Consider the following 26,352-nt stretch of genomic DNA (forward strand, 5'->3'; position numbering starts at 1 on the left):
TATGAATTCGCATAAGGTTATCTGGCATGAGGGCATGCTGCTTCGCCCCCAGCATTTTCAGCATAACGACCGTTATTACAACGATCAGATGAGGTTGCGTACACAACTGGCCGGTACTTATATCTGGGGCTTCACCAAGATCGAGATTGATCGGCAATTTCTGGGGTCTGGTCAGGTCGTAGTTAATCAGGCAGCGGGCATACTTCCCGACGGTACGGTCTTTGATCTCGGTGACCGGGACAGACCATTAGTGCTCGATATACCTCCAAACACTGCCCATTCGGCCGTGTACCTGGCATTGCCGCTAGTGGCGGGTAATTGTATAGAGACGCGAAGCCCGGAACAGCCGGATGTGATTGCGCGCTTTACGTCCTATACCGCCACTGTGGCCGATTCCAATGCGGGTGAAAATGCAAGTACGGAGATACTTTGCGCTCGACCTGAGTTTCAGTTGCTGTTTGGAGAACCAGGCAACGATCACGCTTATGTGAAACTCAAGGTGTGTCACGTTCTTGTCAGTACGCCTGACAAAACTGTAAGCCTGGACGCCGAATTCGTTCCCTCTTTTATCAATGTTGGAGGTTCGGCTTACTTGATGTCGTACCTCAAGGAAACCGTAAGTCTGCTTGAGCACAGAGGTGACGCTATCGCCGCACGGATCCGTTCCAGCGGCCAAGGGGGCACTGCTGAAGTCGGTGACTTCATGATGCTGCAGTTGATCAACCGCACGCAGTTGGTTTTTCAGCATTACTTGACGACCCGTTCCGTTCACCCCGAAACCCTTTACTGCGCCCTGTTGGCGTTGTTGGGCGAGTTGGCGACATTTGGTACGCAAAGCAAACGACCTCTGCTGGACGGTCAATATCAGCACAGCGACCAGGGTGCTACTTTCGGGAAGGTGATGCACGCCATTCGCCAAGTGCTGTCGATGGTGCTCGAACAACATGCCACTGAGCTGGCCTTGCAAAAACGTCAGTACGGTGTGCTGGTATCACCGCGTGTTGACCCACAAATGCTTGGCTCGGTCTTCTTCGTTCTCGCGGCATCGGCTCAGTGTGAGGCTGAGGAATTGCGCCATCGTCTGCCTTCGAATTTGAAAGTCGGGTCGGTTGAAAGCATCCGTGAGCTTGTCACTCTGCATCTGCCAGGTATCCGCATCAGGCCCTTACCGGTAGCTCCCCGCCAGATTCCGTTTCACTCTAAGAAAACCTATTTCATATTGGAACTCAACGACAACGAGCAAGCGCAAGTGGCCACATCGGGAGGCTTTGCCTTTCACGTCTCGGGTGAATTTTCCGGGCTTGAGCTGCAATTTTGGGCGATCAGAAACTGATGGGCGGGATACCGATTATGCAAACCGATGGGGATGACCTGACCGTACTCCAACAGCGCTCAGGCGATCATAGGCACGAGCGACTGACCACCTGCGTTGACTCGCACCCTTTCGAGAGTCTTCAGGAGCGGCTGACTTACAGTGCCAAGCTGGCTCCGGAGAAACGCCTCGACATTTATATCAATCCGCTGATCGGTTCGGCCAATGATCTGCTTGTTCAGCTTTCAAGACTCTGCGCGGCACCGGCTGCAATGGATATTCGTCCACTGAACAGGCAATTGATCGAGCAAGTGAAGCTTTTTGAAGCTCATGCGCATCACCATGCGATAGCGAACGAGCAGATGCTGGCTGCTCGCTATGTACTTTGTACCGTGCTGGATGAGGCTGTCCTCACAACGCCCTGGGGCAGCGCAAGCGATTGGTCGACCATGAGTCTGCTGAGTCACTTTCACAAGGAAACCTTCGGGGGCGAGAAATTCTTTCAGTTATTGGAAAAGCTGTACGGCAATCCTTTAAGGCACTTGCACATGCTTGAACTGATGTACCTCTGTCTGGCGTTGGGGTTCGAGGGCAAGTACCGCGTCATGCCTCGTGGAGGTGATGAACTGGACGGTATCCGTGATGGCCTTCATCGGCAGATACGCCAAATGCGGGGCGATACACCGCTGACGCTTTCACCTCACTGGCAAGGCTCACATGGAAAATCCAAGGCCCAGCCAAGGCTCGTTCCGATAGGGCTGGTGGCAATTTTCACGCTGATGACGCTGACCGTGCTGTATTCGGGCTTCGCATGGGTTTTGGGCAAGCAGCGCGAAACGGTCCTCAGACCCTATCAATCAGTTGATTCAGCAACGCTCAGGTTGCAGTCGCAAAACAGAGATGCACGATGAAGACTTTATTTAAACCCCTGTCATCCCTGCTACGCAAAACCTGGTTCTGGTCGTTGTTGCTGGTGCTCGGCATGATTTGTCTGATCTGGCTTTTTGGACCGTTGCTGGCGGTCGCTGATTACCGATTTTGGGAAAGCGCTGTTTCGCGTCTGGTGGCAGTCAGCATGTTGCTGTTGCTCTGGGGGCTGACAATGGTGTTCGTGAGCTGGCAGGCAGGCGCGCGCCACAGACGAGAGGAGAACAGTGAGGCGGGAAAGGAGCGTTTGCAACAGAGCATTGCGATTGATCAGGAACGTCAGGAAGTGACCCGGCGGTTCAAGGACGCCTTGCGACGGGTCAAACGCTCGACGCTTTATGACAGTCAAAAGCAATCATGGCGTCAGGAACTGCCCTGGTTTTTGCTGATCGGTCCCGAAGGTAGTGGCAAGACCAGTCTGCTGGATTTTTCCGGGCTTGACTTTCCGTTCAACAAAGTGGAACGCAAGCTGACGCGTGATACAAAAAGCACGGCCTGCTGTGATTGGTACCTGACTGATCAGGCCGTGATCATGGACACCGCCGGTCGTTATTTGAGCCAGACACGGCCCGAAATAGACGGCAGTGCATGGAGCCACCTGTTGTCGCTTCTGCGTGAACGTCGGCGTTCACGCCCGCTCAACGGCGTACTGATCGCGTTGCCGGTAGATACGCTGCTCGACAGACAACCGCATCGCCTGGAGTCCCTGGCAGAGAGCGTTCGCGGTCGTCTGGACGAGGTCCATCGGCAGCTGCACATTGAGGTGCCGGTGTACCTGGTGCTGACCAAGGCCGATGCGATCGAGGGTTTCGACGAGTTCTTCGAGCAATTGTCTCGAGAGGAAAGTCGGCAAGTACTGGGTTCGACATTTAGCAAGGAGCAGCGCGGCAGCGACATTGATGTCGTTGGAAAGGCGTTCAGTGCATTGCTGAAAAGACTAAGCCGTCAGATGATCACTCGGCTTCATCATGAGCGCGACGTTCAGCGCCGTGGGCGGATGCTTGAGTTTCCCGATCAATTGGGGCGAATTGGCCAAGGCTTGAACATCTTTGTGGAGATGGCCTTTTCAGGAAATCGCTATCAGCGTGCCAGTCATCTGCGCGGTTTTTATCTGACCCGTGCGCCTCATCTTGCCGACCCGCAGGCCGCTGATGAAAAAGACGCAGGTCATGAAAACATCGGTCTACCGTTGCGGCATGCGGGCCGTCCCAGGTTTATCCATGATCTGCTGACCCGCGTAATTTTTGCAGAGTCCGACCTGGCAGTGCTCAACAAGGATGAGCGTCGCAGTTTTGATTGGCGGCGACGTTTGATGTATGGCAGCGCTGCACTTTTGGTGGCGGTCTTTGGCGTGTTGTGGGTGGTGGGATTCAGTGCCAATCACGATCGTCTGGAGACGCTTCGTATCACCGCACAACAATGGGGCAAGCAACGATTACAGCTCACGCCACAGGACGACGCGCTGGCCGTACTCGACGCGTTGAACACCCATTACCGGGCCACCCAGGTATTTCCTGAAGGCTCGGAGCTTGCCCTCTACGAGCGCACGGGTCTGTATCAGGGCCGGAAGGTCAACCAGGCTCTGCTTGCCAGCTACCATGCAGAACTTCAGCGCTGGTTATTGCCCCGTGTGGCGCACATGCTTGAGGCGCAAATGCACGCCGGTACAAAGGATCGTGAGCAATTGCTGGACAGTCTGCGTGCCTACTTGATGCTCACTCGGCAGGCGCGTCGGGATCAGGTGTGGTTGAAAGAGAGGATCGCCGCCGACTGGTCAATACGCTACGCAGGTCACGCCGAGGGGCAACGTCAACTGAACCAGCATCTCCAGCGTTTGCTGGAGCTCCCGTTCGACTACCCGGGCAACGAGTCACTGGTGGCTCAGACCCGCCAGATCCTGCGCACTGAGTCTTTGGCCAACGTGGTTTATCACGTGTTGCGCGACAAGGCGCGCAGTCTTCCTGATTACAGCTTGTCCCGGCGAATCGATCCGCAGAAAAGGTTGCTGACGGGAACCGATCACCGGATCCCCGGTTTTTACACTCGCGAGGGCTATCAGCACTACTTCCTGACGCAAGGCGCTGGCGTCGTGAGCGATATCTTGAGGGACAACTGGGTGTTGGGAGACAGCGCAGAGCAGAGCACAGCGGACATGCGCAGGCTGATGGTCGAGTTGGAACAGCTGTATTTTCGCGATTATGCCAATCACTGGTCCGAGATACTTGGCCAGACGTCCCTGCAACCTTTCGAAGGGCCAAGGCAGGGGGCGTTGCAAATGGCGGGCCTGACCGCAGCCAACTCGCCTTTGGTGCAGCTGTTGATAGAGGTTCGAGAAAATACCCGGTTCCCGACGCTTGTCCTGCATGCCGGCCCGGTGGAAGCACCGAACGACGCCGCTACACCGTCCGCCACGTTGGGCACGGTCGCTTCAGCAGTTGGCGGACAGGTACAGCCGTCGCTTTTCAACAGTTTGCCGGATGCCGCTAAACGAGCATTGCAACGCCGTTTCGATCCACTGCATCGGCTGCTCGACGAGGAAAATGCTCCCGGGCTCGAACTGGTGGCATTGTTCAATGCGTTGGATGAAGTGCAGGTGCAAATGGCAACACTTGGGCGTGCGGGGCAGCCTGATCTGGCCGCGTATGAAATGGCTCAAGGTCGTATGGGGGGGCAACGTGACGCGTTGAGCGGTCTGCGCACTACGGCTGCGCAACTGCCACAGCCTCTTGCGGGCTGGCTGAACCGTATGGCGGAAGACACATGGAGCTTCGTGCTGCACCAGTCTTATCGGCACGTCAACCAGCGCTACAAGGACGAGCTTTACAGTTTTTACGTGAGCGCGCTCGACAAGCGCTATCCGTTTCATGCGCACAGCAGCAGTGATGTTGTCTTGGATGATTTTCGTGAGTTCTTCAAATCCCAAGGGGTAGCCGAGCGCTTTTTCGATCGTTACCTGAAGCCCTTCGTCAGTGGCGAGCCGGGTCATTTTCGGTTGCGCAGCATCGATGGCTACAGCCTACCGATGAGCCGGACCTACCTTGATCAGATGGGCGGCGTGCACGCCATTCGTAAGCGCTTTTTCGCAGGCCCCGACCAAGAACTGCTGGTGCAGTTCAAACTGGAGCCCCACACCCTGGATTCAACTGTCAGCCGCGCCGAGTTTCGTCTTGGCGACCAGTCGATGGTCTATCGTCACGGCCCCATCGTCCCCGTCGCATTCACCTGGCCGACCGAGATTGAAGACGGTCGGGCCAGTCTTGTGCTCGACCGAATGACCGGCAGTCCAATCGGTATCGAAAAAAATACCGGTCCCTGGTCGCTGTTCCGTTTGCTGGACCTTATGCAGACCGAACCGTTGAAGGGACGTGATGTGCACGTGCTCAAGGCTGATGTAGGCGGGATGCGCGCCAATTACCTGTTGCTCAGTCAGCGCGCTGCGAATCCTTTCGATATGTCGGTTTTGCGTGGGCTGCGCATGCCTGCGCAACTCTGATGGAGGCGTCTTGTGTACCGAACTATGTGGTGCGCAAACCGCTGCCCGACTTACTCTCGGGCCGTTACAGGCTCGAGCGTGTGCTTGGGATGGGAGGAATGGGCGTCGTCTGGCAGGCACGCGATCTGCTGCATGATATGGCTGGCGAGCCTGACCCGCTTGTCGCGATCAAGCTGCTTAAGGATGACCTGGTCGAGGCACCGGATTCAGCCCGTCTGCTTTACAGCGAGTTTGCCATGACCCGCCATTTGCATCATCCCAACGTGATACGTGCTTATGCGTTCGAGCGCGACAGCGAATCGAATCGGACCTTCATGACCCTTGAGTTCATGAGAGGCATCAGCCTGGACCGATTGCTCCGCGAACGCGTTGAGCGATTGCCTTGGGACGAATGTCGACAGATCGCAGTGGCGCTGCTGGACGCGCTGACGCATGCCCATGAAAAAGGCGTACTTCATGGGGACGTGAAACCAGGCAACATCATGCTCACCGCGAAAGGCTTGCGACTCTTCGACTTTGGCCTTGGACAACCCGTTGAGGGCGAACTCTGCGGGCTGCCGTGTTTAGACAGGCAGCGTTTGCAGGCCAGTACAGCTCGTTACGCAGCACCGGAAATGGGTGAAGGCGGCCCGCTTACTGCCCGAGCTGATCTCTACGGCGTAGCGTTATTGCTTTACGAAATGTTCGTCGGAAGAAAGGCATTCACGGAGCTGAGGGCCATTCAGCTGCGCTCCGAACGTGTCGGTGTTGTGCTTGAAAAGCCACCAGCTCTGCCCTCAAGGTGCTGGCCTGCCTTGCGCTCGGCGCTAACGCTGGAGGCCAGCGACAAACACGGCAGCCTTCGTCGACTGCTGGAGGTATTTCAGGACGCACCCAAGAAACGCTTTGGGCTCTGGCGCTAAGCACCTTTTCTTAAAATTTCCCCGCAACGTCTATCTTAATTCTGGACCCTACCGCATCGCTCCCTAAAGGACTCTGCATGCACCGCCTGGACTGGCTCATCAATCACATGAACCACAGCGACACGATGGCGCAGTGGCTGCACCGGCAGTTCAACTACGAGTTCGCGCAGCAATCGCTGGCTGACTGGCAGGCAGAGTTCGCCGAGGGCCAGTCCAACAAAGAGTGGAAATGCCTGATCGCGCTAGAAGACGGGCTGCTGCTCGGTGGCGCAGCGTTTGCCGATAACGACCTGTCTGACCGCCCCGAACTCGGCCCTTGGCTGGCGTGTGTGTTTGTCACGCCGGGAGCGAGGGGCAGGGGGCTGGCTGCCGAGTTGATCGAAGGCATCTGCCAGCATGCCAAGTCTGTCGGCGTGTCACGTCTGTACCTGCACACCCATGATCAGCAGGCGTATTACGCCAAGCGTGGCTGGCGAGCGGTGGAACGCTTCGACGCGTGGGGAATGGAGCAGTGTCTGATGGAGCGTAATGTGTAGACGGATCCATACTTATTTCGTCGAGCCCGGCGTGGCTTCAATCCAGTAACTGAACCAGTTCCGGCTCAAGTGCAGAAGCCCGGACCTCCAGCACAACCAGCGTGACCGGTAACTTGAAACGACGTCTCCCCGCGCTGCCTGGGTTGATATACAACCTGTCTCCGCGCCATTCAATAAGCGGCTTATGCGAATGCCCGGTGATCACCAGCCTCGTACGCTCATCCAGAAGCGCAGGGGCATCGGCGATGTCATGCACCAGCAATGCATGCCAGCCGTTCAGGTCGAAGAGCAGGTGATCAGCAATGTCGCTTGCCCAAGGTAAGTCCACGTCATTGTTGCCACGCACGATGTGCAGCGGGGCGATGGATTTCAGTTGCTCGACAATCTCGGCGCTGCCAATGTCGCCTGCATGAATGACCTGCTCGCAACCTTGCAGCGCGTTTACTGCTTCAGGGCGCAGCAAGCCGTGGGTATCGGAGATGATGCCGATTTTCATAAGGGCCTCGTGACCGGAAGTGGATACGTAAGACATTCAAGGCGTGAAAGCGTGCCCGGCAGTGCAGGGGCATAAGCCGGGCGTTCGAAGCGTTGCTCTAGAGACTGCGTTCAGTGCTCGTTTCGGGTAGTTGAAGTGCCAGCACCAGACGTTCCAGGCCGATACCGAACCCTGCTCCTTCTTTGTAAGGGCCGCCGCCGACGACTTGCTGCTGAGCGCCAAGCCCTGGGCACCGAACTTCGAAGCCATTGCCTTCGAGGTAATAGCTCAATCCGCGTTTGACCGACACGTCGAATTGGTAATCAAGCCCTATTGAATCGAGAAAGCCGAGGCAGATCTGCTGACTGCGCAGCAATGCTTCTTGTGGCTCGGGGCTTAGAACTTCCAGCCCCAATTGCGTGAATTCACGGTAGCGTCCCGCTTGAGGACGCTCGTACCGGTAGCAGCGCGCACTATAGAAAAACATGGCTTGCTGGCGAGAGCCCAACAGCTCGCGGCTTCGTTCCTGGAACAATGCAGTGGCTTCGGGAATAAGGCAGCAGGGCCGACCTGCTTTGTCACCAAAGGCCCACATCTGGCCAATAATCTCGCTTGCGCCTGCCTTTTCAATGAATGTGTCTTGACCCCATAACGCAGGGACGATTGCCTCCTCAGCGCCAGCATCGGTGAAGATAGCTCCGGAAAAGATTTTCCGTTTGACGAAGGATGGACGCTTCCTGGCCGGTCACGATGCGCGTTCCACGTAGCATGGTCATGTTTATTTGCTCCCTGTGTACAAACAATAAAAAAGGCGCCTGAGGCGCCTTGGTTGGTTTCATTGAACTCAGAGCTTCTGAGTGATCAACGAGCATAAGCAACCCCGACGCGATGAGCGAAGTTCATGATGGTGGTGGTTGCTAATGAAAATGTAAGTCATGACTGATCCTTGCATGCTTATAGCGTGTATTTCAAGCGGCATTCAGCCACGGCTCGCACAGTGATTTTTATGAACGTACCCAGTGGGCGACGCAAGCGTCGTTCGGCTACAGCCATGAGTGGCAGGTGGGCGATCTGGTGATCTGGGACAACACGGGCACCCTGCATCGCGCAGAGGCTTATGATCCCGCGTGTGACCGCCTGATGCATCGCACCAGCTTGAAGGTGACGAGCCGTTCGAGGGAGCCGGGATGGCTGCGGTTGTTCGAAAATGAACGGCGCGTGCTCGCAAGCGTTGACTAACCCTCGTTGAAGGCCTAGAAATACACGCCTTGGTACGGTTCTGGAAGGCTGGCGCGTGTTCACATGCTCGCGACATTCGGGCGCTTATACTCGCTCAGTCACTGGTGTAACGGGGCCGTCTTCAGTCGGTCGGAGGAAAAACCTATGTGCGGATCCAAGGAGCCTATCGCGGGCGTATTCGTTTTACTGCTACTAGCGGCTGGAAGCTGGGCGGCGCAGGAGCCGTTTCCACATTTTGGAAGCGACATCGCGCCTGATTCGCAAACCAGCAGCAAGGTCATCTTGAAACCGGTTCAGTTGCGCCAGCTTCCGCCTCTCGACAAGCCGCGTTTCAGTGACGCCGGGCTCAAATCCGATCATGTATATGCAGTCGCCAGCACCCTATTAACGGCGCGATCTCATCAAGGTCTGAACAGGTGCGCATGACCGGCTCGATACAACGATGATTCGCTGAACGTATCGTTTGCCAGCACTCGCCCGACCAGTATCAAGGCAGTGCGCCTGAAACCCTTGAGCTTCACTTTTGCTTCGATATCAGCCAGCGTGCCTTGAACCCAGTCCTGATCAGGCCAGCTTGCGCGATGGACCACGGCAATCGGGCAGTCGGCGCCATAATGCGGCGTCAACTCCTCGATGATCCGGTGCAGGTTGTTGACCCCCAGATGAATCGCCATCGTTGCCCGATGCTGGGCGAGGCTCGCCAGTTCCTCGCCCGCAGGCATGGCGGTCTTGTCGGCGTAGCGGGTCAAAATCACGGTTTGTGAAATATCCGGCAGGGTGAGTTCTGTGCCCAGTAACGCGGCGCAAGCTGCCGTGGCGGTCACGCCTGGAATGATTTCAAAGGGTATGCCCAGCTCGCGGAGATGGCGGATCTGCTCGCCGATGGCGCCATACAGACTAGGATCGCCTGAATGCACCCGCGCCACATCCTGACCCTGTGCGTGAGCGGTCTTGATCAGGTCGATGATCTGTTCCAGATGCAGCTCGGCGCTGTTGACGACCTGAATAGCCTGGTTGCCTTCCAGAACTGCGACGGGCACCAGCGAACCGGCATAAATGATGACCGGGCAACTGCGAATCAGGCGCTGACCTTTGACGGTGATCAGCTCCGGGTCGCCAGGGCCTGCGCCGATGAAAAAGACAGTCAAGGGAGTCTCCTGAAATGAGTCATTGCCGGGATTATCCCCCTGTAGCCGGGCTGGTTGCCAAGGCAAATGTGGCATGGGGGCTTTTCTGGCGTTCGATCACCAGCGTCGCGGTCCCATCACCCAGTTGCGCGGCGAGCGCCAGCGCCGAACCTTCGGCGACGCCGTGGCAGCCGGTGTGCTGCAGAACGTTGGTCGAGCGATGGGTGAGGTGAAGGTCCCAGTACACCAGTTGTGCCGCGTTGAAGAACACCAGCGGTACGGACAGGTGCCGAGCGAGCTCCAACAGGCCAGGCTCTTCGCTTTTAAGGTCGATGGAGGCCAGCGCGGTGACATCGGCAAGCTCCAGACCTTGTGCGCCGAGGTGCTGTTGCAGCAGGTCACGCAACAGAGACGCAGGGCAACCCCGTCGACAGCCCAGGCCCGCGACGATGACCGGCGCGGGCAGGGCGTTGATGGGCTCAGGCCAGATGCGGTTCGGCATGCTGCAGGTCAGTGTTATTACGACGGAAGAGCCAGGCGCTGATCAGACCCAGCGCCACCCAGAACACGGCATTGGTCAGCAGTGAAGCGAGGATGAACTGCGATTCCAGCGCTTCTGGCGCAAGGCTTTCATAAACGAGTGGCTGCGGCGCGCCGATGACATGCGGCGCAATCAGAATGGCGACGCCCAGTACTTTGAGCAGCAGGTTCTGGCCGGAGATCAGCAGCGCAAGGCCTGCGGCTGTGGACGCTGCGGTGCCGATCCACCAGAACTGGCGCTGACTCAGTTCGGCGGCTGCCGTGCCCGGTAGCTCCGGCGGCAGACCCAGAGCGGGTGCCAGCACGAATACGGCGAAGCCGGCCAATCCCCATACGGCGCCCTGAAGGACGCTGCCCGGTGCGCGCAAGGTGTAGAGCCCGGCAAGCATCAGCGCAAAACCCACTGCGACCACCAGATTGCCGCCGGTGGTGGACAGCACGCGCTGCCAGCCGTTTTCCGGTTCCCAGGCGGCTTCGTCATGCTCATGACTGTGTTCGGCTACGATGCCATTGGCGTGCTCATGCACCTGCTCCGACGGGGCGTTTTCGTAGGTTTCAGCCTGCTGGATCAGTGGGACGACCCAGAAACTTTGCAGTAAGGTCAGCAGCAGCGCGGCGAGCAGGCCGGTGAAGCCTGCGGTGTGCACGATTCGCTTGAACATTGTGGTGTCCTCAATGGCAAGGGAAGGCAGCGCTGTGACGGGTGTCGTGTGCCGCGTTGTGTACGGCGGCGATGTGCGAGAACCCGGCGAAATAGACCAGGCACGCGCCCAGTAGGGCTGCGCTGATCGCGGCTGTGAGGCGTTGGGTGTGGGTGGCGCTGGTTGTTGTTGAGTGGGGGGTGCTGATAGTTGTCATGGCGTTCCCTCTGAAATCGTTGGGTAAAAGCGGGCCATGCGCACAGGGACCCCCTGACGGACGTCAGAGGTTTCAACGGCGCCCGCCCACCGCGGGTGTGTCATTTGCAAACGTAGCGGGCCGGTCTCCGGGCTCGCGAGGGGGCGTGACAGCACTGTCCGTCCTTTGAAGTCACCTTCCCATGCCTGAGCACAGTGGATCTGACTTCCTCTCGCTTACCGTTGCGGGGGCAGCACCGGACTTGCTCAGTGATTTGAGCGCACCGGTTTCCCGTTTCACCCCGTGAGGGGCACCCGTAACAAGGCGCACAGGAGATCACGCGTGATGGGGGATCGTCAATCTCAGCGATTGACCTGCCTGCGGTCACTGCGTAGCCTTGCCTGTTCGAGGTTCTTCACCGGTAGCCCAGCGCTGAGGTGGAGCTAAGACGGGAATGCGGTCGATGCCGCAGCTGCCCCCGCAACTGTAAACGGTCATGTTCATCGCACAGCCACTGCTCAGGCGGGAAGGCGCAATGAATGCGTGTCGGCCAGGCTTGAACGCCTGCGATGCGCCGCCGTGAGCCAGGAGACCTGCCTCGAACCGGGCCAAGGCCTGAGAATTCTCATTACAACCGGGCGGGGTGATCCGGTGGCGATTTGATCCGTGTGCATCGCGCGCGGCTCTCGTCCTGTTCGCCCGCCGCATTGCCACAAGGGCACCTGATGAAAACACTGGCCAAGCTTCCCGTTACCATCGTCACCGGCTTCCTCGGCTCGGGCAAAACGACCCTGTTGCGGCACATGCTCGATAACGCCGAAGGGCGTCGTATCGCGGTGATCGTCAACGAGTTCGGCGAGTTGGGCATCGACGGCGAAATCCTCAAACAATGCACCATCGGCTGTACCGAAGAAGAAGCCAACGGCCGCGTTTATGAGCTGGCCAACGGTTGCCTGTGCTGCACGGTTCAGGAAGAGTTTTTCCCGGTGATGCGTGAACTGGTTGCCCGCCGTGGCGACCTGGACCATATCCTGATCGAAACCAGTGGCCTGGCGCTGCCAAAACCTCTGGTTCAGGCATTCCAGTGGCCGGAAATTCGCAATGCCTGCACCGTTGACGCAGTCATCACCGTAGTCGACAGCCCCGCAGTACTGGCAGGCACCTTTGCCGCCTTTCCGGATCAGGTTGACGCTCAACGCAAGCTGGACCCGAACCTTGACCATGAGTCGCCGCTGCACGAGCTGTTTGCCGATCAGTTGGCCAGCGCCGATCTGGTCATTCTCAACAAGGCCGACATGATTGATGCCGAAGGTCTGGCTGCGGTACGCGCTGAAGTCGCCGAAGAGTTGCCGCCAGCGGTGAAGGTGATCGAGGCCAGCAGTGGCCGACTGCCGATCAGCGTCTTGCTGGGCGTCGGTGCCGAATCCGAAGTCCATATCGACGGTCGCAAGACCCATCACGATCACCACGACGGTGAAGACGATGACCATGATCACGACGCCTTCGACTCCATTTCCATCCAGCTGCCGCAAGCGGACGAAGCAGTATTGCTCAAGGCGCTGACCCAGTTGGTGGTGCAGCACGGCATCTTGCGCGTCAAAGGTTTCGCGGCCATTCCCGGCAAGCCGATGCGCTTGCTGATCCAGGGCGTGGGCACGCGTTTCGACAAACATTTCGACCGTGCCTGGCGTGCCGATGAAGCGCGCATGACCAACCTGGTGTTGATTGGCCAGGAACTGGACGCCGCTGCGCTGGAAGCTCAGCTCAACGCTGCGATCGCGGGCTGATCCATGCACCTGCTGAGAACCCAACCGGGCGGTTTCGTACCCGACGACAGCATCGCTGACTTGGGACAGACCCCGGCCGAACTGGTGATTCTCTGCAGCGGCGATTCAAGCCTTGCGTTGCTGGCCGAGGCTGCTCGGCAGTTGCCCGATGATTACCCCAGCCTGCGTCTGGCCAACCCGATGCAGGTGCAGAACCACGCCTCGGTCGATCTGTATGTCGATGAAGTGCTGCGTCACGCCAAAGTGATTTTGCTTTCCCTGCACGGCGGCATTGGCTACTGGCGTTACGGTGTCGAGCGGCTGATGGAGCTGGCAGCGCAAGGCGTCACGGTGATTATGGTGCCGGGTTGTGACCGGCACGACCCTGAGTTGATTGACCTGAGCACCGTTGCGGCGACTGACTGCAACCGCCTGTGGCAGTTCCTGCGTCAGGGCGGCCTGCAGAATGCGCTGGACCTCTATCACTGCATGGCGAGCACTTGGCTGGGGCACGATTACGCCTGGGCCGAGCCTCAGCCGCTGCCGCGCACCGCTGTTTATCATCCGAAGCGGGCAACGGCCGAACTGGCCGACTGGCAGGCCGATTGGCTCAGTGATCAGCCAGTGGCGGCGCTGCTGTTTTATCGTTCGCACTTGCAGGCGGCCAATACCGGCTTCATCGACGAATTCTGTGCGCGACTGCAGGCGCAGGGCCTCAACCCTTTGCCGATCGCCGTCGCCAGCCTCAAGGAGCCTGGCTGCTTCACGCAGGTGGAAGACTGGCTGGACGAGGCCGGCGTCGAGCTGATCCTCAATACCACAGGCTTTGCCCAATCGAGTCCTGAAACGCCGCATCTACGACCGTTTCGGCGCGATGTGCCGGTGATTCAGGCGATATGCGCGCAGGACAACGAGCCGGCGTGGCAAGCCAGTGCGCAAGGCCTGGGCGCCCGCGATCTGGCGATGCACATTGCCTTGCCGGAACTGGACGGACGCATCATCAGCCGCCCCATCAGCTTCAAGGACCTGGCCTGGCGCAGTGAGCGCAGCCAGTCCGATGTGGTCTGTTACCGCGCTCATCCCGAGCGGATGGATTTTGTCGCACAGCTGGCGCGGCGCTGGATTCTGCTGGCGCGACTGCCCAATGCCGACAAGCGCGTGGCGCTGATTCTCGCCAACTACCCGACTCGGGACGGCCGCATTGGCAATGGCGTAGGGCTGGATACGCCGGCAGCTGCGCTGAACATCTTGCGCGCCATGCAGGCGGAGGGTTATCCGCTGGCCGAACTGCCTGACAGCGGCACCGACCTGATCAAGCAGTTGTTGGGTGGCGTGACCAACGACCTGGACAGCATCGACCAGCGGCCGTGTCACCAGAGCATGGCACTGGACGAATACCTGGACGCGTTCAACGCATTGCCGCAAGCCAACCGCGACGCAGTGAACGCCCGCTGGGGGGCGCCGGATGCCGATCCGATGTTTCGCGGCGGGCGCATGATGATCGCGGGCATACGCTTTGGCCTGACCTTCGTGGGCATTCAGCCCGCACGCGGTTATCAGGTCGACGCGAGCGCGGTCTATCACGACCCGGATCTGGTGCCACCGCACGGCTACCTCGCGTTCTACTTCTGGCTGCGCAAGGCCTACGGAGCCCATGCGGTGGTGCATGTCGGCAAGCACGGCAACCTGGAGTGGCTGCCCGGCAAAGGTGTCGGCCTGTCCGAAACCTGCTGGCCGGACGCCATTTTGGGCCCCATGCCGAACATTTATCCGTTTATCGTCAACGACCCGGGCGAGGGTGCCCAGGCCAAGCGGCGTACGCAAGCAGTGATCATCGACCACCTCATGCCTCCGCTGACCCGTGCCGAAACCTACGGCCCGCTGCGGGACCTGGAGTTGCTGGCGGACGAATATTACGAAGCGCAACTGCTCGACCCGCGCCGTGCCCGCGAGCTGCAACGCGATATTTTGAACCTGGTTCGCGAAACCCGAATTGACCGCGAGTTAGCGCTGGACGAGGCGATCGACAGCGATGCCGATGCTGCCGTCTGGCTGCCGCGTCTGGACACCTACTTGTGCGATTTGAAGGAGTCGCAGATCCGCGACGGTCTGCACATATTTGGCCAGTCACCCGAAGGCCGCTTGCGCATCGATACGCTGTTGGCCCTGTTGCGTATCCCTCGTGGCGATGGCCGCGGCGCGCAGTCGAGCCTTTTGCGTGCGCTGAGCAAGGCGTTCGATCTGGGGTTCGACCCGCTGGATTGCGCGCTTGCCGAGCCTTGGCAAGGCCCGCGTCCTCCTGAACTGTTGACCTTGAGCGTCGATCCTTGGCGCACGGCGGGTGACGCCCGTGAGCGTCTGGAACTGTACGCGGCTGTTTTGATCGAGCGCATCACCGATGGTCAGGACGTGACGGATTTGTCGGAGCATGCCGATCTCGCTCTCATTCTCGACAGCCTGCGTGACGTGGTCGCCCCCCGTCTTGACGCGTGCGGACCCGGTGAAATGCAAGGCATGCTCGATGCGCTGAGCGGTCGTTTCGTGCCTGCTGGTCCCAGCGGTGCGCCGAGTCGCGGACGGCTGGATGTGTTGCCCACCGGGCGCAACTTCTTCAGCGTGGACGTGCGTAACCTGCCGACCACCACCGCTTGGCGGATCGGCTTCCAGTCTGCCAACTTGCTGTTGGAGCGCCATCTGCAAGACCACGGCGATCACCTGCGACAGTTGGGCCTATCGGTCTGGGGAACGGCGACCATGCGCACCGGTGGCGACGACATCGCGCAGGCAATGGCGCTGATGGGGGTACGTCCAGTCTGGGCGACGGGCAGCCAGCGCGTCGATGACTTCGAGATTCTGCCCGTCAGCCTGCTGGACCGCCCGAGAGTGGACGTCACGCTGCGGGTTTCCGGCTTTTTCCGCGATGCGTTTGCCAACCTGATTCGCTTGTTCGATGCGGCGGTACAAGCCGTGGCTGCACTGGACGAGCCGGATGACCTGAACCCGATCGCTGCCCGGGTGCGCGAAGAGCGAGAGCTTTTTATCACCGAGGGCCTGAACGAGGAAGACGCGGCGCGCCAGGCGGGCTGGCGGGTGTTCGGTGCCAAGCCCGGCGCTTATGGCGCAGGTGTACAGGGAGCCATCGACGGCCGCCTGTGGCAGAGCCGTGAGGATCTGGCCGAGGTGTATCTGAACTGGGGCGGCTATGCCTATGGTGTTTGCGACGAGGGCACGCCTGCGCGGCAACGTTTCGCCCAACGACTGTCTCGGGTGCAGGCGGTGGTGCAGAACCAGGACAACCGCGAACACGACTTGCTCGATTCCAATGATTATTACCAGTTTCAGGGCGGCATGCTTGCAGCGGCCGAAACCCTCAGCGGTCAGAAAACGGCCAGCTATCACGGCGACCATAGTCAGCCGGACCTGCCGAAAATACGGACTTTGAAGGAAGAGCTGAACCGCGTGATCCGTTCGCGGGCGGCGAATCCCAAATGGATCGAGGGCGTCAAACGCCACGGCTATAAAGGCGCGTTCGAAATGGCGGCCACCGTGGACTTTCTGTTCGCCTTCGACGCCACGACCGAACTGATCGACGATCATCAATACGCACTGCTGGCTGATGCCTATCTGCTCGACCCGTCGACACGTGAATTCATCGAACAGCACAACCCCGATGCCCTGCGAGACATGACCGAGCGCATGCTCGAAGCTCAGCAGCGCGGCCTCTGGCAGGAGCCGGGCGATTATCAGCAAGCCCTGGAAGACCTGTTGCTGGATATAGAAGAGAACTGATGACCTTGCCTGACGCACGCCTCACCGAAACGCCGCATTTCCCGCTCGCTGCCGTAGTGGGAGCCGATGACCTGAAATTGGCGCTGTGCCTGACGGCCATCGATCCGCGCATTGGGGGCGTGTTGATCGAAGGGCCACGGGGCATGGCGAAATCGACTCTGGCGCGCGGCCTGGCGGACCTGCTCGCCAGCGGGCAGTTTGTGACGCTCCCGCTGGGTGCAACCGAAGAGCGGCTGGTCGGCACGCTGGACCTGGACGCCGCACTGTCGGAAAGCCGCGCGCGGTTCTCGCCTGGCGTGCTGGCCAAGGCCGATGGCGGCGTGCTGTACGTCGATGAGGTTAATCTGCTGGCGGATCATTTGGTCGACCTGTTGCTCGACGTGGCAGCCAGCGGCGTCAATCTGGTGGAGCGTGACGGTATCTCTCATCGTCACCCGGCTCGTTTTGTCTTGATTGGCACCATGAACCCGGAGGAGGGTGAGCTGCGCCCGCAGTTGCTCGACCGTTTCGGCCTCAATGTGGCCCTGAGCGGGCAGACGCAACCTGCCGAGCGTAGCCAGATTATCCGCCGCCGCCTGGATTTCGATACCGATCCGCTGGCATTTTGTGCCCACTGGCATTCAGAGCAGGACGCCCTAAAACAACGCTGTGAGCAGGCTCGTTTGCGGCTAATGGACATTGAGCTGGATGACACCTCGCTGGTACTGATCACCGAACGCTGCTTTGCTGCGGGCGTTGATGGCATGCGCGCCGATCTGGTCTGGCTGCGTGCTGCACGGGCTCATGCGGCGTGGCGTGGCGTCGGGCAGATCGAGACGCAAGACATCGACGCCGTGGCCGAGTTTGCCCTGCGTCATCGACGTCGCGAGCCGTCACCGCCACCCCCGCAATCGCCCGAAACACCGCCCTCCGGTTCTCCTGAAAAACAGGACAAGCCAGGCGGGCAGGGCAGTTGGGGCGAGCTACCCGCGCAAGCCGTGCCTACCGGATCGCGTCGTGACGTGCCGAGCTGGCCAAAAAAGCCCTAGGCGTCCGCCCTCAGCGATCACAGGGGACGGACGCCGTGCCCCGGCCCGGTCGTCTCGCGTCGGGCAAATCAGGCGCATTGCGCGCAAGTTCGCAAGGGCCGGTTCAATGGTTGCCGACGTTAATGAAAGGTCGTCCAAAAAAGGCTGCCGATCTGGTCCGCCAGCCGCGCAGTAGTCGCCCGAGCGAGCTTTTGCTAGTGATTGTCGATGCGTCGGCGTCGACCAAGCGTCATCAGGCGCTCAGCCAGGCAAAGGGCGTGTTGTCTCAAGTATTTGACGATGCCTATCGTCGCCGCGCTCGCCTGGCCTTGCTGACGGCCAGTGGCAACGCACCACGCTGGCAGCACCAGGGCTTGAAAGCCTCCTCGGCATTGAAGCCGTGGCTGGATGCGCTGGGGGCGGGCGGCGGAACGCCCTTGGCCGAAGCCTTGGAGCAAGCTCGGATCTGGCTGGCGAAACGCAGCAAGCGCTATCCATCCGAACAACAGCGGATGCTGGTGCTGACCGATGGCAGGCTCAAGCAACTGCCTGCGCGCTCGGCGTTTGACTGTGCGAGTCTGTTGATCGATCTGGAAAAAGGCCCTGTCCGGTTGGGAAGAGCGCGAGAACTGGCGCGTGGCCTGGGGGCGGAATATCGGCATATCGATGAGCTTGGCTCAGCCGACTGACACCGAAAGATGATTCAAGTGGCGCGCTTGGCTCGCTGAATCTGCACACTTCGCCAGAGGGGACGCGTGCCCATGCGAGCGATGGGCACGGTCAACCAAGTACTCAGGCCGGCATGGTCCAGGGCTTGAGGTCGTACCCTTCGTTACTGATTTCAGCGCGGGCCTGCTCCAGAGCGCTGGCCAACTGCTGCTTGTCCGAGTAGGTGCTGCTCGGAATCTGCTTGCGGCCAATACGCGTGCTGGTGCGGTCTATTACGGTCAGGCTCAGTTCGCCGTTCCCGTCCTGTGGTGCCCAGGCAACACACTGGAAGGGTTCAAAAGCGTGTCCAGCGATCAGAAGTGCATCGTTGAAGCGCAGTGGGGCGTTCATGGTCAATTCCTCAAAGTGCCCATATCAATTCAGTCACGTCGGCGGGCTTACCGTCCGGCTGGTTACTTGTGTTGATGAGCGGGAGGGGCACATGAGTCACACACTTTTTTGAAAATTTTTCGATTCCCTTGCAGCGCACCTGCATCAATCTCGCGTTACAGCACTCATGACGTTTGGTTATTGCCATTAGACGCAAACGGTACAAGGCGGTGTCAAATATTTGCTAACGTAAGTATCGGGCTCGCCAACATACTGTTTATAAAACGTTTTTCATAACTCAAATTCGACGCCGGGCGCCAAGGAACTTTCATGCATGAATCGGCCCCATCGCGACGTTTGTTAATTGTTGACCCCTGTGATGACTGTCATCAATTGATCCCCGTCTTGCATGCTGCCGGATGGACGGTGGACAGCAGTTCGCTCGAATCGGCGCTCAATCTCAGCTGTGATGTCGGATTAATACGCCTGATGCCGGACCACTTCGAACACCCCGAGGTGGTCAAGGAGCTTATTACCCGGACCAATACCCAGTGGATTGCAGTGCTGTCACCGGATGATTTGCGCCGGGAGAAGATCGGGGATTTTGTCTGTGAGTGGTTCTTCGATTTCCATACCCTGCCATTCGATGTTGCCCGTATGCAGGTCACGCTGGGCCGTGCCTATGGCATGGCGCGCCTGAGGGCACAGGGCTCCACGCAGACGTCCAGCAGTGAACACGAGATGCTGGGCGAGAGCCGACCGATTCGCGAGTTGCGGCGGTTGCTCGGCAAGCTGGCGCCTACCGAGTCGCCCGTCTTGATTCGGGGGGAGCGCGGCACGGGCAAGGAGCTGGTGGCGCGCACGCTGCACGCTCAGTCTCAGCGCCGTAACAAACCGTTCGCGGCCGTCAATTGCGGCGCTATCGCCGCACACCTGATTCACGCCGAGCTGTTCGGCTATGAGAAAGGTGCTTTCAACGGCGCGCAGGAACGCAAGATCGGGCGCATAGAAGCGGCGGATGGCGGTACGTTGTTTCTGGATGAGATCGGCGATCTGCCGCTTGAAACCCAGGCGCATCTGCTGCGGTTTTTACAGGATCGCCAGATCGAACGCATCGGTGGCAGTGAGTCGATTCCCGTGGATGTCCGGGTGCTGGCCGCCACCCATGTGGACCTTGAGGCAGCCATTCGCAAGAAGCGCTTTCGGGAAGACCTGTATTACCGGCTCAACGTGCTGCAGGTCGGCACCGCGCCGCTGCGGGAACGGCACGGTGATCTGGCGATGCTGGCCAATCATTTTGCCCATTTCTACAGCCAGGAAACTGGCCGGCGCGCACGCAACTTCAGCCAGGATGCATTGATCGCGATGGGCAAGCATGACTGGCCAGGCAACGTGCGGGAGCTGGCCAATCGGGTGCGACGCGGTCTGGTGCTGGCTGAGGGGCGGCAGATCGAAGCGGCTGATTTGGGATTGTTAGGGGGGGAGGACGTCGCCAGCAGCATGGGCACGCTGGACGATTACAAGTCCCGCGCTGAGCGTCAGGCGTTGTGCGATGTGCTGACGCGTCACAGTGACAACCTCAGCGTCGCGGCCAGGGTATTAGGCGTCTCGCGCCCCACGTTCTATCGGCTGCTGCACAAGCATCAAATCCGGTGATGCATTCAGCAGTCGAGTTACCGCAGTCATGGCTTGTTCGTGGCGCTGTTGCCAGTCGCCGTCAATCATTTGGTAGCGTTGCGCATGTTGATCGAGCCATTGCCTGCTGGCCTGGAAGAATGCCTGGCGTTCAGCCAGTTCTGGCTGGCAGCGCTGGCCATCGCTGATCCATTCCACACCTTCAGGAGACAGCAGCAGATGCAGGTCATAGTGCCTGTCCAGCAGTCGCTGTTCGATCCACTGAGGGCAATCGCCGAACAGGGACCGACTCCACAGCAGGTTACTCAACAGGTGCGTGTCGAGAATCAGCAGCTCGGGCCTGGTTGCGCGCGCTGCGTCCTCACGGTCAAGCTGACCCTGGGCGATGGTCGGGACGTCCGCATATACCGTATCGCGACCCTGCTCTTCGATGAAAAGGCGTACGTACTCGTCCACCAGAACGCCGCCAAAACGTTTCTGTATCGCAGCACAAAGCCAACTTTTTCCGCTGGACTCAGGGCCGGTCAGCACCAGGACTTTCATCGTGTCAGTGCCAGGTCGTTGCGCCATTCGCGCCAGCCTTGCACGGCCAGGAGCGTGAAAAGCGCGTAAAGCGCGGCCGTCAGGTACAGGTCCTTGTAGACGAACAGGCCGACGAAAATAACGTCAAGCACGATCCACAGCGGCCAGCATTGGACGCGTTTCTGCGCCATCCAGACTTGCGCCACCAGGCTGAAGCCTGTCAGCGCGGCATCCAGCCACGGCTGTGCTGCGTCGGTGAAGTGGGCCATAGCGGCACCCAGCGCTCCGCTGAGGACCGCGCCAATGACCAGGCCGGTGGCGACCGAGCCGCCACGCAACACCGTGACGGCACGCACCGGCAGGCCGTTGCCATGTCGGGTCCACTGCAGCCAGCCGTAGACTTGCAGCCCGGCGTAAATGCCCTGCAACAGCATGTCCGAATAGAGTTTTACGTCGTAGAAGATCCAGATGTAGATCACCACCATCACCAGCCCGATCGGCCAGCACCAAGGGTTTTGCTTGACCGTCAGCCAGACCGCGATCACGCCGATGGCGGCAGCGAAAAGTTCAAGCCCGGACATGGCGGCTCCTTGGGAAGTGAGGTGTTCAGGGGCGGCGATTGTAAGCGCTTATGGGCGCCACGTGGAGGATCTGATGGCAACGTGATGCAGGCGAGGGGCTTTGCGCTGAAAGGTCTGCTAGCATTTGGCGTTTTTGCAACGCTTCTTCAAGCTTCGTTCAGGCTCGCGGCGGCATAGTGGCAGGCATTTTTTTACAACAACGTTAACAAGTGGGCCTCGGGCACCGCTGTATGGGGGAATGATGGATCTTTGGACCGCTGCTCAGGCGTTGATATTGGGTGTTGTAGAAGGGCTGACGGAGTTTTTGCCGATTTCGAGCACGGGTCACCAGATTATCGTCGCCGACTTGATCGACTTCGGCGGCGACCGGGCGGCGGCGTTCAATATCATCATTCAGTTGGGCGCCATTTTGGCCGTTGTCTGGGAGTTTCGGCGCAAAATTCTGGACGTGGTTGTGGGCTTGCCCAAAGAGCAGCAGGCACAGCGCTTCACAATCAACCTGCTGATTGCCTTCATGCCAGCGGTGGTGCTGGGTGTGATTTTCGCCGACCTCATCCATCACTATTTATTCAATCCCATTACTGTGGCGACTGCGTTGGTCATCGGCGGTGTGATCATGCTGTGGGCCGAGCAACGCCAGCATGTGGTGCGCGCCGAAACGGTTGACGACATGAAGTGGAGCGATGCGCTCAAGGTCGGGCTGGTGCAATGTCTAGCGATGATTCCGGGCACGTCGCGTTCCGGCTCCACCATTATCGGTGGCCTGCTGTTCGGCCTTTCACGCAAGGCAGCCACCGAGTTTTCGTTCTTTCTGGCCATGCCGACGATGGTGGGGGCTGCGGTGTACTCGGGCTATAAGTACCGTGACATGTTTCGCCCCGACGACGTTGCAGTCTTCGCCATCGGTTTCATCACCTCGTTCATCTTCGCGATGATTGCCGTGCGAGGTCTGCTCAAGTTCATCGCCACCCACAGCTATGCCGTGTTCGCCTGGTATCGCATTGCGTTTGGCCTGTTGATTCTTGCAACCTGGCAGTTCGGCTGGATCGACTGGGCAGCAGCCAAGGCATGAAGGTGGCGCGCAATACTCGGTCGTCTGCCCGGCAGCGCAAGGCACCGGTTCAGGCGCTGGGCCTCAAACTCCTTGTCCTGATGCTGCTGTGCGCGCTTCCGGTGTACGGATCAGCCTTGCTGTGGGTCGGAAACGGCCTGATGATTCCGGCTATTGTGCTCGGTGTGATGAGCCTGCTGGCGTTTGTGTTGTATCGGCACGACAAGCTACAGGCCGGTCAAGGCGGTCAGCGCACGCCGGAGAACGTGCTGCACGCCGTTGAACTGCTGGGTGGGTGGCCGGGAGCGCTGTTGGCGCAACAGGTCTTCCGGCACAAGACCCGCAAAGTGTCTTTTCAGATCGTGTTCTGGTTGATCGTGCTGGTTCATCAGGCGCTGTGGATCGACTGGCTGTTTATGGGTCGCCGCGTCTGGCAGTGGTTGCCGTTGCCTTTATAGCTTCAATGCAATCTGCTGGCGTTTGGGCAGCTTCGCGACCACCAGCTGGTGCGAGCATGTCAGCAGATCACGGATCTCTTCAGCGCCCAAGGCGTGGGGGTCGGTCACGCTGATCCAGTGCGCACGGGCCAGATACGGGGCAGGGCGGATGCCGGGGCGGTCGACGTAGCCCAGAAACAGGTCGGTACTGACCTTGAAAGACAAGCCCTGACCCGCCAGGTCCATGACTGCAAACATCTTGTTACTGGCGATGGAGAAGACGCGCATGCCGCCCCATTTGTAGTCTTCGCGCGCGCCGGGCAGGTCCAGGCAGAAGGTGGCGATGTCTTCGGTTCGCATGTAGCGCTCCTTTTTGCGGGTTAGCGATGTGCAAGGTGTTCGATAGCCGCACGGATATTCGATCAGCCGATTGTATGACGCCGCCGCACTCACTAGTGTTCAGGTTTTGCTTTTCATGGAGCGTCGAATGTCTGCCTTGCTACTCCCCGGTGGCCCACTGAACTATCTGCTCGAAGGCCTGCATGATGCACCAGTCGTTGTGCTGTCCAACTCGCTGGGCACTGATTTGCATATGTGGGACAACCAGATCACCGCGTTGACCCGGCACTTTCGCGTGCTGCGTTACGACACGCGTGGGCATGGGCAGTCATTGGTCAGCAATGGCCCATACAACATCGAGCAGAATGGCCGGGACGTTTTGGCGCTGCTGGATGAGCTGGGTCTGGAAACCGTGTCGTTCTGCGGGCTGTCGATGGGCGGGCTGATTGGCCAGTGGCTGGCGATCAATGCCCCCGAGCGGCTTGAGCGTGTCGTGCTGTGCAATACCGCGGCGAAAATCGGCAATCCCGACGTCTGGAACCCGCGCATCGAAACCGTACTGCGCGAGGGTGAAGCTGCCATGATCGCGCTGCGCGACGCATCGGTCGCCCGCTGGTTCACGCCATCGTTCGCGCAGACTGAACCGGCCACCGTTGACGCTATTGTCGGCATGCTCGCGCAGACGTCGCCCCAAGGCTACGCCGCCAACTGCGCGGCGGTGCGTGACGCAGATTTTCGTGAGCAGATCGGCTCGATCACTCTGCCGGTGCTGGTGGTTTGTGGGACAGAAGACGCCGTGACTACCCCGGTGGATGGGCGCTTCATGATCCAGCGCATCGCCGGTGCACAGATGGTTGAGCTGCAGGCGGCGCACCTCTCCAGTGTCGAAGCCGGTGATGCGTTTTCCACGCCGGTGCTGGCGTTCCTGACGGCGGGTCAATAGCGGCACAGGTCTTGCGAAAAACGCATCACGGCATGTCCGGAGCTGGCGTCTTTCCGATCAGTCGTGCCCTGTGAGCTTGCCCTCAACCGCCCGGTTCAGCTCTTTGAGCTTCTCGGCGTCCTGCTCCTTTTCGCGGTTGGACGTCGGCGTGATGACCTTATCGACGCCTTCAGTGGGCGAATCCTGATGTTCAAGGTCCTTGCGCACGACCTCAACGGGCTCGCCCGACTGGTCGACTGTTGGCGTGTAAGGCTTGTCCTCAGAGGCGCTGCCTTGCGGTTTTACGTGCGGGTCACTCATGTCGTTTCCTCGTTAATGGCTGTAGTGATTGGAGGACGCAACGGAACCGTGAGTTCGATCATTTTCAGAGGAAGTACGTTGGCTGCTGTCATTCATGGCGCAGTGGTGTGCGTCTTGAGCAGTTCAATGAGTGTCACTGTGGGTTCATCGAGGGTCTTTGGATCGCGATGCACCAGCCCTACATCCCGATGAAAGGTCTGCTGACCAAGGCCCATTCCGCGAATACCTTCAGGCCAGGCGTTGTGACTGGCTGTTTGTGGAATCAGGGCGACGCCCAAGCCGCGGTCGACCAGTTTGATGATGGCTTCCAGCTCGTCCAGTTCACAGACTTCCCGGACGCTAAAGGGCAGTTGCCGTAGAAAACGGTCTACCTGACGCCCCCCGAACGAAGAGCGGTCATAGCGAATGAACGCCTGCGAAGCCAGTAGCGTGCGCCAGTCGTCCCCAGGCATGTCGCCAGGCAAGATCAGCCGGTAGGGCTCTTGCGCAAGGCTGGTCCAGCGCAGGTCGCTTTGCAGCGAGAAGGGCGGTCGAATGATGGCCGCCAGATCGATCTCACCGGCATCCACCTGATTGGCCAGGTTCATGGACACCCCCGGAATCACTCGCGTGCGGCAGTGCGGCCAGGCCTGGTGGAACGCGGACAGTGCATCCGGCAGCAGTGAGCATTGCATTGAGGCAATGGCCCCGAGGGTGAGGTGCCGCGCGGCGGGCTGACCGGCGGGTGATGACCCCAGGTTGTGGTAAAGCCGAATCAGCTCCTGAGCCTGCAGCAGCGTTTGATGCCCCATGCGGTTCAATTGCGCCGAGCGGCCCTTGCGGTCGAACAATGCAAAACCCAGTTCAGCCTCCAGACGTTGCATCTGTGCGCTGACGGCGGCCTGAGTCAGTCCGATCCGGTTGCCTGCTGCGGCAAAGGTGCCGGCTTGTGCAACGGCCACCAAGGTCTTGAGTTCGCGAATCATTGATAAATCTCTTTTGTGTATCGGAGAAATATATATTGATTTTCGTGTTCAGTCCTCGGGCATATGATCTGTCGCGTGGCAATAAAAGGGCGCTTAACGACGTCCTGCCGTCCAGACCTGAACCCGGAGCCCGCAATGAGCCTTTCACCTTTTCATTTGGCAATCCCTGTGTACGACCTCGCTGCCGCGCGCCGCTTTTACGGCGAAGTGTTCGGTCTGGCGGAGGGCCGCTCCAGTGAGCAATGGGTCGACTTCGATTTCTATGGTCACCAGTTGGTGATTCACCAACACCCGAAGACTTCGTCTCAGGAGCACGTTCACAGCAATGCAGTGGATGGGCACGATGTGCCGGTCCCGCATTTCGGCATTATCCTGCATTGGGACCAGTGGGAAGCGCTGGCCGAGCGTTTGAGATCGTTGGGGACGGCGTTCGTGATCGAGCCCTACATCCGCTTCAAAGGGCAGGTGGGCGAGCAGGCAACGATGTTTCTGTTCGATCCGTGCGGCAATGCGCTGGAGTTCAAGGCGTTCAAGGACATGAGTCAACTGTTTGCCAAATAAGCGCTGCGCTTCTGGTCGGGCAAACCGCTC

Annotated in this window: 26 protein-coding genes, 1 pseudogene and 2 riboswitches; of the genes and pseudogenes, 15 read left to right on the forward strand and 12 right to left on the reverse strand. The window is 59.4% G+C overall.

Features of this window, described 5'->3' with window-relative positions; genetic code table 11:
- Position 1: 1 nt before the first annotated feature.
- The 5 genes from tssK to ALP40_RS18880 all read left to right on the forward strand — a co-directional run bounded on the left by tssK (position 2) and on the right by ALP40_RS18880 (position 7,170).
- Complete coding sequence (gene tssK / locus ALP40_RS18860) at positions 2-1,333, forward strand: type VI secretion system baseplate subunit TssK (RefSeq protein ID WP_122209709.1); 1,332 nt, start codon at positions 2-4, stop codon at positions 1,331-1,333.
- Positions 1,334-1,350: 17 nt separating this feature from the next.
- Positions 1,351-2,223: a type IVB secretion system protein IcmH/DotU gene (gene icmH / locus ALP40_RS18865; protein ID WP_409077533.1), complete on the forward strand. Its 873-nt coding sequence runs from the start codon at positions 1,351-1,353 to the stop codon at positions 2,221-2,223.
- Positions 2,220-5,732 carry a type VI secretion system membrane subunit TssM gene (tssM, locus tag ALP40_RS18870; protein ID WP_122209711.1) on the forward strand — a complete coding sequence of 1,171 codons (3,513 nt, stop codon included), beginning with the start codon at positions 2,220-2,222 and terminating at the stop codon, positions 5,730-5,732. The genes icmH and tssM overlap by 4 nt, the downstream gene beginning before the upstream one ends.
- On the forward strand, positions 5,732-6,634 hold the full coding sequence (locus ALP40_RS18875) for a serine/threonine-protein kinase (RefSeq protein ID WP_122209712.1): 903 nt from the start codon (positions 5,732-5,734) through the stop codon (positions 6,632-6,634). The genes tssM and ALP40_RS18875 overlap by 1 nt, the downstream gene beginning before the upstream one ends.
- 77 nt (positions 6,635-6,711) lie before the next feature.
- Positions 6,712-7,170, forward strand: a complete 459-nt coding sequence (locus ALP40_RS18880) for a GNAT family N-acetyltransferase (protein ID WP_122209713.1) — start codon at positions 6,712-6,714, stop codon at positions 7,168-7,170.
- Between the two features lie 37 nt (positions 7,171-7,207).
- Here ALP40_RS18880 and ALP40_RS18885 read toward each other — a convergent pair whose 3' ends face one another.
- Both ALP40_RS18885 and ALP40_RS18890 read right to left on the reverse strand, forming a co-directional pair.
- Positions 7,208-7,666, reverse strand: coding sequence for a metallophosphoesterase family protein (locus tag ALP40_RS18885; protein WP_122209714.1), 459 nt, complete (start codon positions 7,664-7,666; stop codon positions 7,208-7,210).
- Between the two features lie 97 nt (positions 7,667-7,763).
- A complete protein-coding gene (locus ALP40_RS18890) occupies positions 7,764-8,354 on the reverse strand; it encodes an ATP phosphoribosyltransferase regulatory subunit (protein ID WP_122209715.1) in 591 nt (196 codons plus the stop codon).
- Positions 8,355-8,662: 308 nt separating this feature from the next.
- On the opposite strand from ALP40_RS18890, the pseudogene ALP40_RS18895 reads away from it, so the two are divergent.
- Positions 8,663-8,856 (forward strand): annotated as a pseudogene (locus ALP40_RS18895) (TauD/TfdA dioxygenase family protein); the annotation flags it as partial.
- Between the two features lie 429 nt (positions 8,857-9,285).
- Here the strand turns inward: ALP40_RS18895 and cobM are convergent.
- Genes cobM through ALP40_RS18920 form a run of 4 tightly spaced genes read right to left on the reverse strand, consistent with a single transcriptional unit; the run spans position 9,286 to position 11,409 of the window.
- Positions 9,286-10,032 carry a precorrin-4 C(11)-methyltransferase gene (cobM, locus tag ALP40_RS18905; protein WP_122209717.1) on the reverse strand — a complete coding sequence of 249 codons (747 nt, stop codon included), beginning with the start codon at positions 10,030-10,032 and terminating at the stop codon, positions 9,286-9,288.
- Between the two features lie 31 nt (positions 10,033-10,063).
- Positions 10,064-10,513 carry a cobalamin biosynthesis protein gene (locus tag ALP40_RS18910; RefSeq protein WP_122209718.1) on the reverse strand — a complete coding sequence of 150 codons (450 nt, stop codon included), beginning with the start codon at positions 10,511-10,513 and terminating at the stop codon, positions 10,064-10,066.
- Entirely contained in the window at positions 10,491-11,213 is a 723-nt protein-coding gene (locus ALP40_RS18915) for a CbtA family protein (protein WP_122209719.1), read from the reverse strand. Before ALP40_RS18915 ends, ALP40_RS18910 begins: the two co-directional genes overlap by 23 nt.
- Before the next feature lie 10 nt (positions 11,214-11,223).
- The gene (locus ALP40_RS18920; protein ID WP_122209720.1) at positions 11,224-11,409 is read right to left on the reverse strand and encodes a CbtB-domain containing protein; all 186 of its coding nucleotides are present in this window, start codon (positions 11,407-11,409) and stop codon (positions 11,224-11,226) included.
- 100 nt (positions 11,410-11,509) lie between these two features.
- Positions 11,510-11,721, reverse strand: a riboswitch (cobalamin riboswitch).
- A gap of 58 nt (positions 11,722-11,779) precedes the next feature.
- Positions 11,780-12,004: riboswitch (cobalamin riboswitch) on the forward strand.
- A 109-nt stretch (positions 12,005-12,113) separates the two neighbouring features.
- Here ALP40_RS18920 and cobW point away from each other — a divergent pair.
- From cobW to ALP40_RS18940, 4 genes are all read left to right on the forward strand, one after another.
- Positions 12,114-13,175, forward strand: a complete 1,062-nt coding sequence (cobW, locus tag ALP40_RS18925) for a cobalamin biosynthesis protein CobW (RefSeq protein WP_122209721.1) — start codon at positions 12,114-12,116, stop codon at positions 13,173-13,175.
- A gap of 3 nt (positions 13,176-13,178) precedes the next feature.
- The gene (gene cobN / locus ALP40_RS18930) at positions 13,179-16,943 is read left to right on the forward strand and encodes a cobaltochelatase subunit CobN (protein WP_122209722.1); all 3,765 of its coding nucleotides are present in this window, start codon (positions 13,179-13,181) and stop codon (positions 16,941-16,943) included.
- Complete coding sequence (locus tag ALP40_RS18935; RefSeq protein ID WP_122209723.1) at positions 16,943-17,971, forward strand: ATP-binding protein; 1,029 nt, start codon at positions 16,943-16,945, stop codon at positions 17,969-17,971. The genes cobN and ALP40_RS18935 overlap by 1 nt, the downstream gene beginning before the upstream one ends.
- A gap of 122 nt (positions 17,972-18,093) precedes the next feature.
- On the forward strand, positions 18,094-18,639 hold the full coding sequence (locus tag ALP40_RS18940) for a VWA domain-containing protein (RefSeq protein ID WP_375140040.1): 546 nt from the start codon (positions 18,094-18,096) through the stop codon (positions 18,637-18,639).
- A 103-nt stretch (positions 18,640-18,742) separates the two neighbouring features.
- On the opposite strand, the gene ALP40_RS18945 is transcribed toward ALP40_RS18940, so the two are convergent.
- Positions 18,743-19,009, reverse strand: coding sequence for a hypothetical protein (locus ALP40_RS18945; RefSeq protein WP_004879734.1), 267 nt, complete (start codon positions 19,007-19,009; stop codon positions 18,743-18,745).
- A 309-nt stretch (positions 19,010-19,318) separates the two neighbouring features.
- Between ALP40_RS18945 and ALP40_RS18950 the strand changes: the two genes are divergently transcribed.
- Complete coding sequence (locus tag ALP40_RS18950) at positions 19,319-20,644, forward strand: sigma-54 dependent transcriptional regulator (RefSeq protein ID WP_122209725.1); 1,326 nt, start codon at positions 19,319-19,321, stop codon at positions 20,642-20,644.
- On the opposite strand, the gene ALP40_RS18955 is transcribed toward ALP40_RS18950, so the two are convergent.
- Both ALP40_RS18955 and pnuC read right to left on the reverse strand, forming a co-directional pair.
- Positions 20,588-21,166, reverse strand: coding sequence for an AAA family ATPase (locus tag ALP40_RS18955; RefSeq protein ID WP_122209726.1), 579 nt, complete (start codon positions 21,164-21,166; stop codon positions 20,588-20,590). The genes ALP40_RS18950 and ALP40_RS18955 overlap by 57 nt on opposite strands.
- Complete coding sequence (gene pnuC / locus ALP40_RS18960) at positions 21,163-21,726, reverse strand: nicotinamide riboside transporter PnuC (RefSeq protein ID WP_122209727.1); 564 nt, start codon at positions 21,724-21,726, stop codon at positions 21,163-21,165. The genes ALP40_RS18955 and pnuC overlap by 4 nt, the downstream gene beginning before the upstream one ends.
- A 241-nt stretch (positions 21,727-21,967) precedes the next feature.
- Here pnuC and ALP40_RS18965 point away from each other — a divergent pair, with 241 nt between their 5' ends.
- Positions 21,968-22,798 (forward strand): undecaprenyl-diphosphate phosphatase, encoded by an 831-nt coding sequence (locus ALP40_RS18965; RefSeq protein WP_122209728.1) that lies wholly within the window; start codon positions 21,968-21,970, stop codon positions 22,796-22,798.
- Entirely contained in the window at positions 22,795-23,235 is a 441-nt protein-coding gene (locus ALP40_RS18970; protein ID WP_122209729.1) for a DUF1294 domain-containing protein, read from the forward strand. Before ALP40_RS18965 ends, ALP40_RS18970 begins: the two co-directional genes overlap by 4 nt.
- Here the strand turns inward: ALP40_RS18970 and ALP40_RS18975 are convergent.
- The gene (locus ALP40_RS18975; protein ID WP_122209730.1) at positions 23,230-23,574 is read right to left on the reverse strand and encodes an MmcQ/YjbR family DNA-binding protein; all 345 of its coding nucleotides are present in this window, start codon (positions 23,572-23,574) and stop codon (positions 23,230-23,232) included. The two genes, ALP40_RS18970 and ALP40_RS18975, sit on opposite strands and share 6 nt — an antisense overlap.
- 127 nt (positions 23,575-23,701) lie before the next feature.
- Between ALP40_RS18975 and pcaD the strand changes: the two genes are divergently transcribed.
- Positions 23,702-24,496 carry a 3-oxoadipate enol-lactonase gene (gene pcaD / locus ALP40_RS18980; protein ID WP_122209731.1) on the forward strand — a complete coding sequence of 265 codons (795 nt, stop codon included), beginning with the start codon at positions 23,702-23,704 and terminating at the stop codon, positions 24,494-24,496.
- Positions 24,497-24,553: 57 nt separating this feature from the next.
- Here pcaD and ALP40_RS18985 read toward each other — a convergent pair whose 3' ends face one another.
- A complete protein-coding gene (locus ALP40_RS18985) occupies positions 24,554-24,796 on the reverse strand; it encodes a hypothetical protein (protein WP_122209732.1) in 243 nt (80 codons plus the stop codon).
- Between the two features lie 92 nt (positions 24,797-24,888).
- Entirely contained in the window at positions 24,889-25,761 is an 873-nt protein-coding gene (locus ALP40_RS18990; RefSeq protein WP_122209733.1) for a LysR family transcriptional regulator, read from the reverse strand.
- 135 nt (positions 25,762-25,896) lie between these two features.
- Between ALP40_RS18990 and ALP40_RS18995 the strand changes: the two genes are divergently transcribed.
- Complete coding sequence (locus tag ALP40_RS18995) at positions 25,897-26,322, forward strand: VOC family protein (RefSeq protein WP_122209734.1); 426 nt, start codon at positions 25,897-25,899, stop codon at positions 26,320-26,322.
- The last annotated feature ends 30 nt before the right edge of the window (positions 26,323-26,352 follow it).

Origin of the sequence: Pseudomonas viridiflava, assembly GCF_003702045.1 — a bacterium.
Lineage (GTDB): Bacteria > Pseudomonadota > Gammaproteobacteria > Pseudomonadales > Pseudomonadaceae > Aquipseudomonas > Aquipseudomonas viridiflava_C.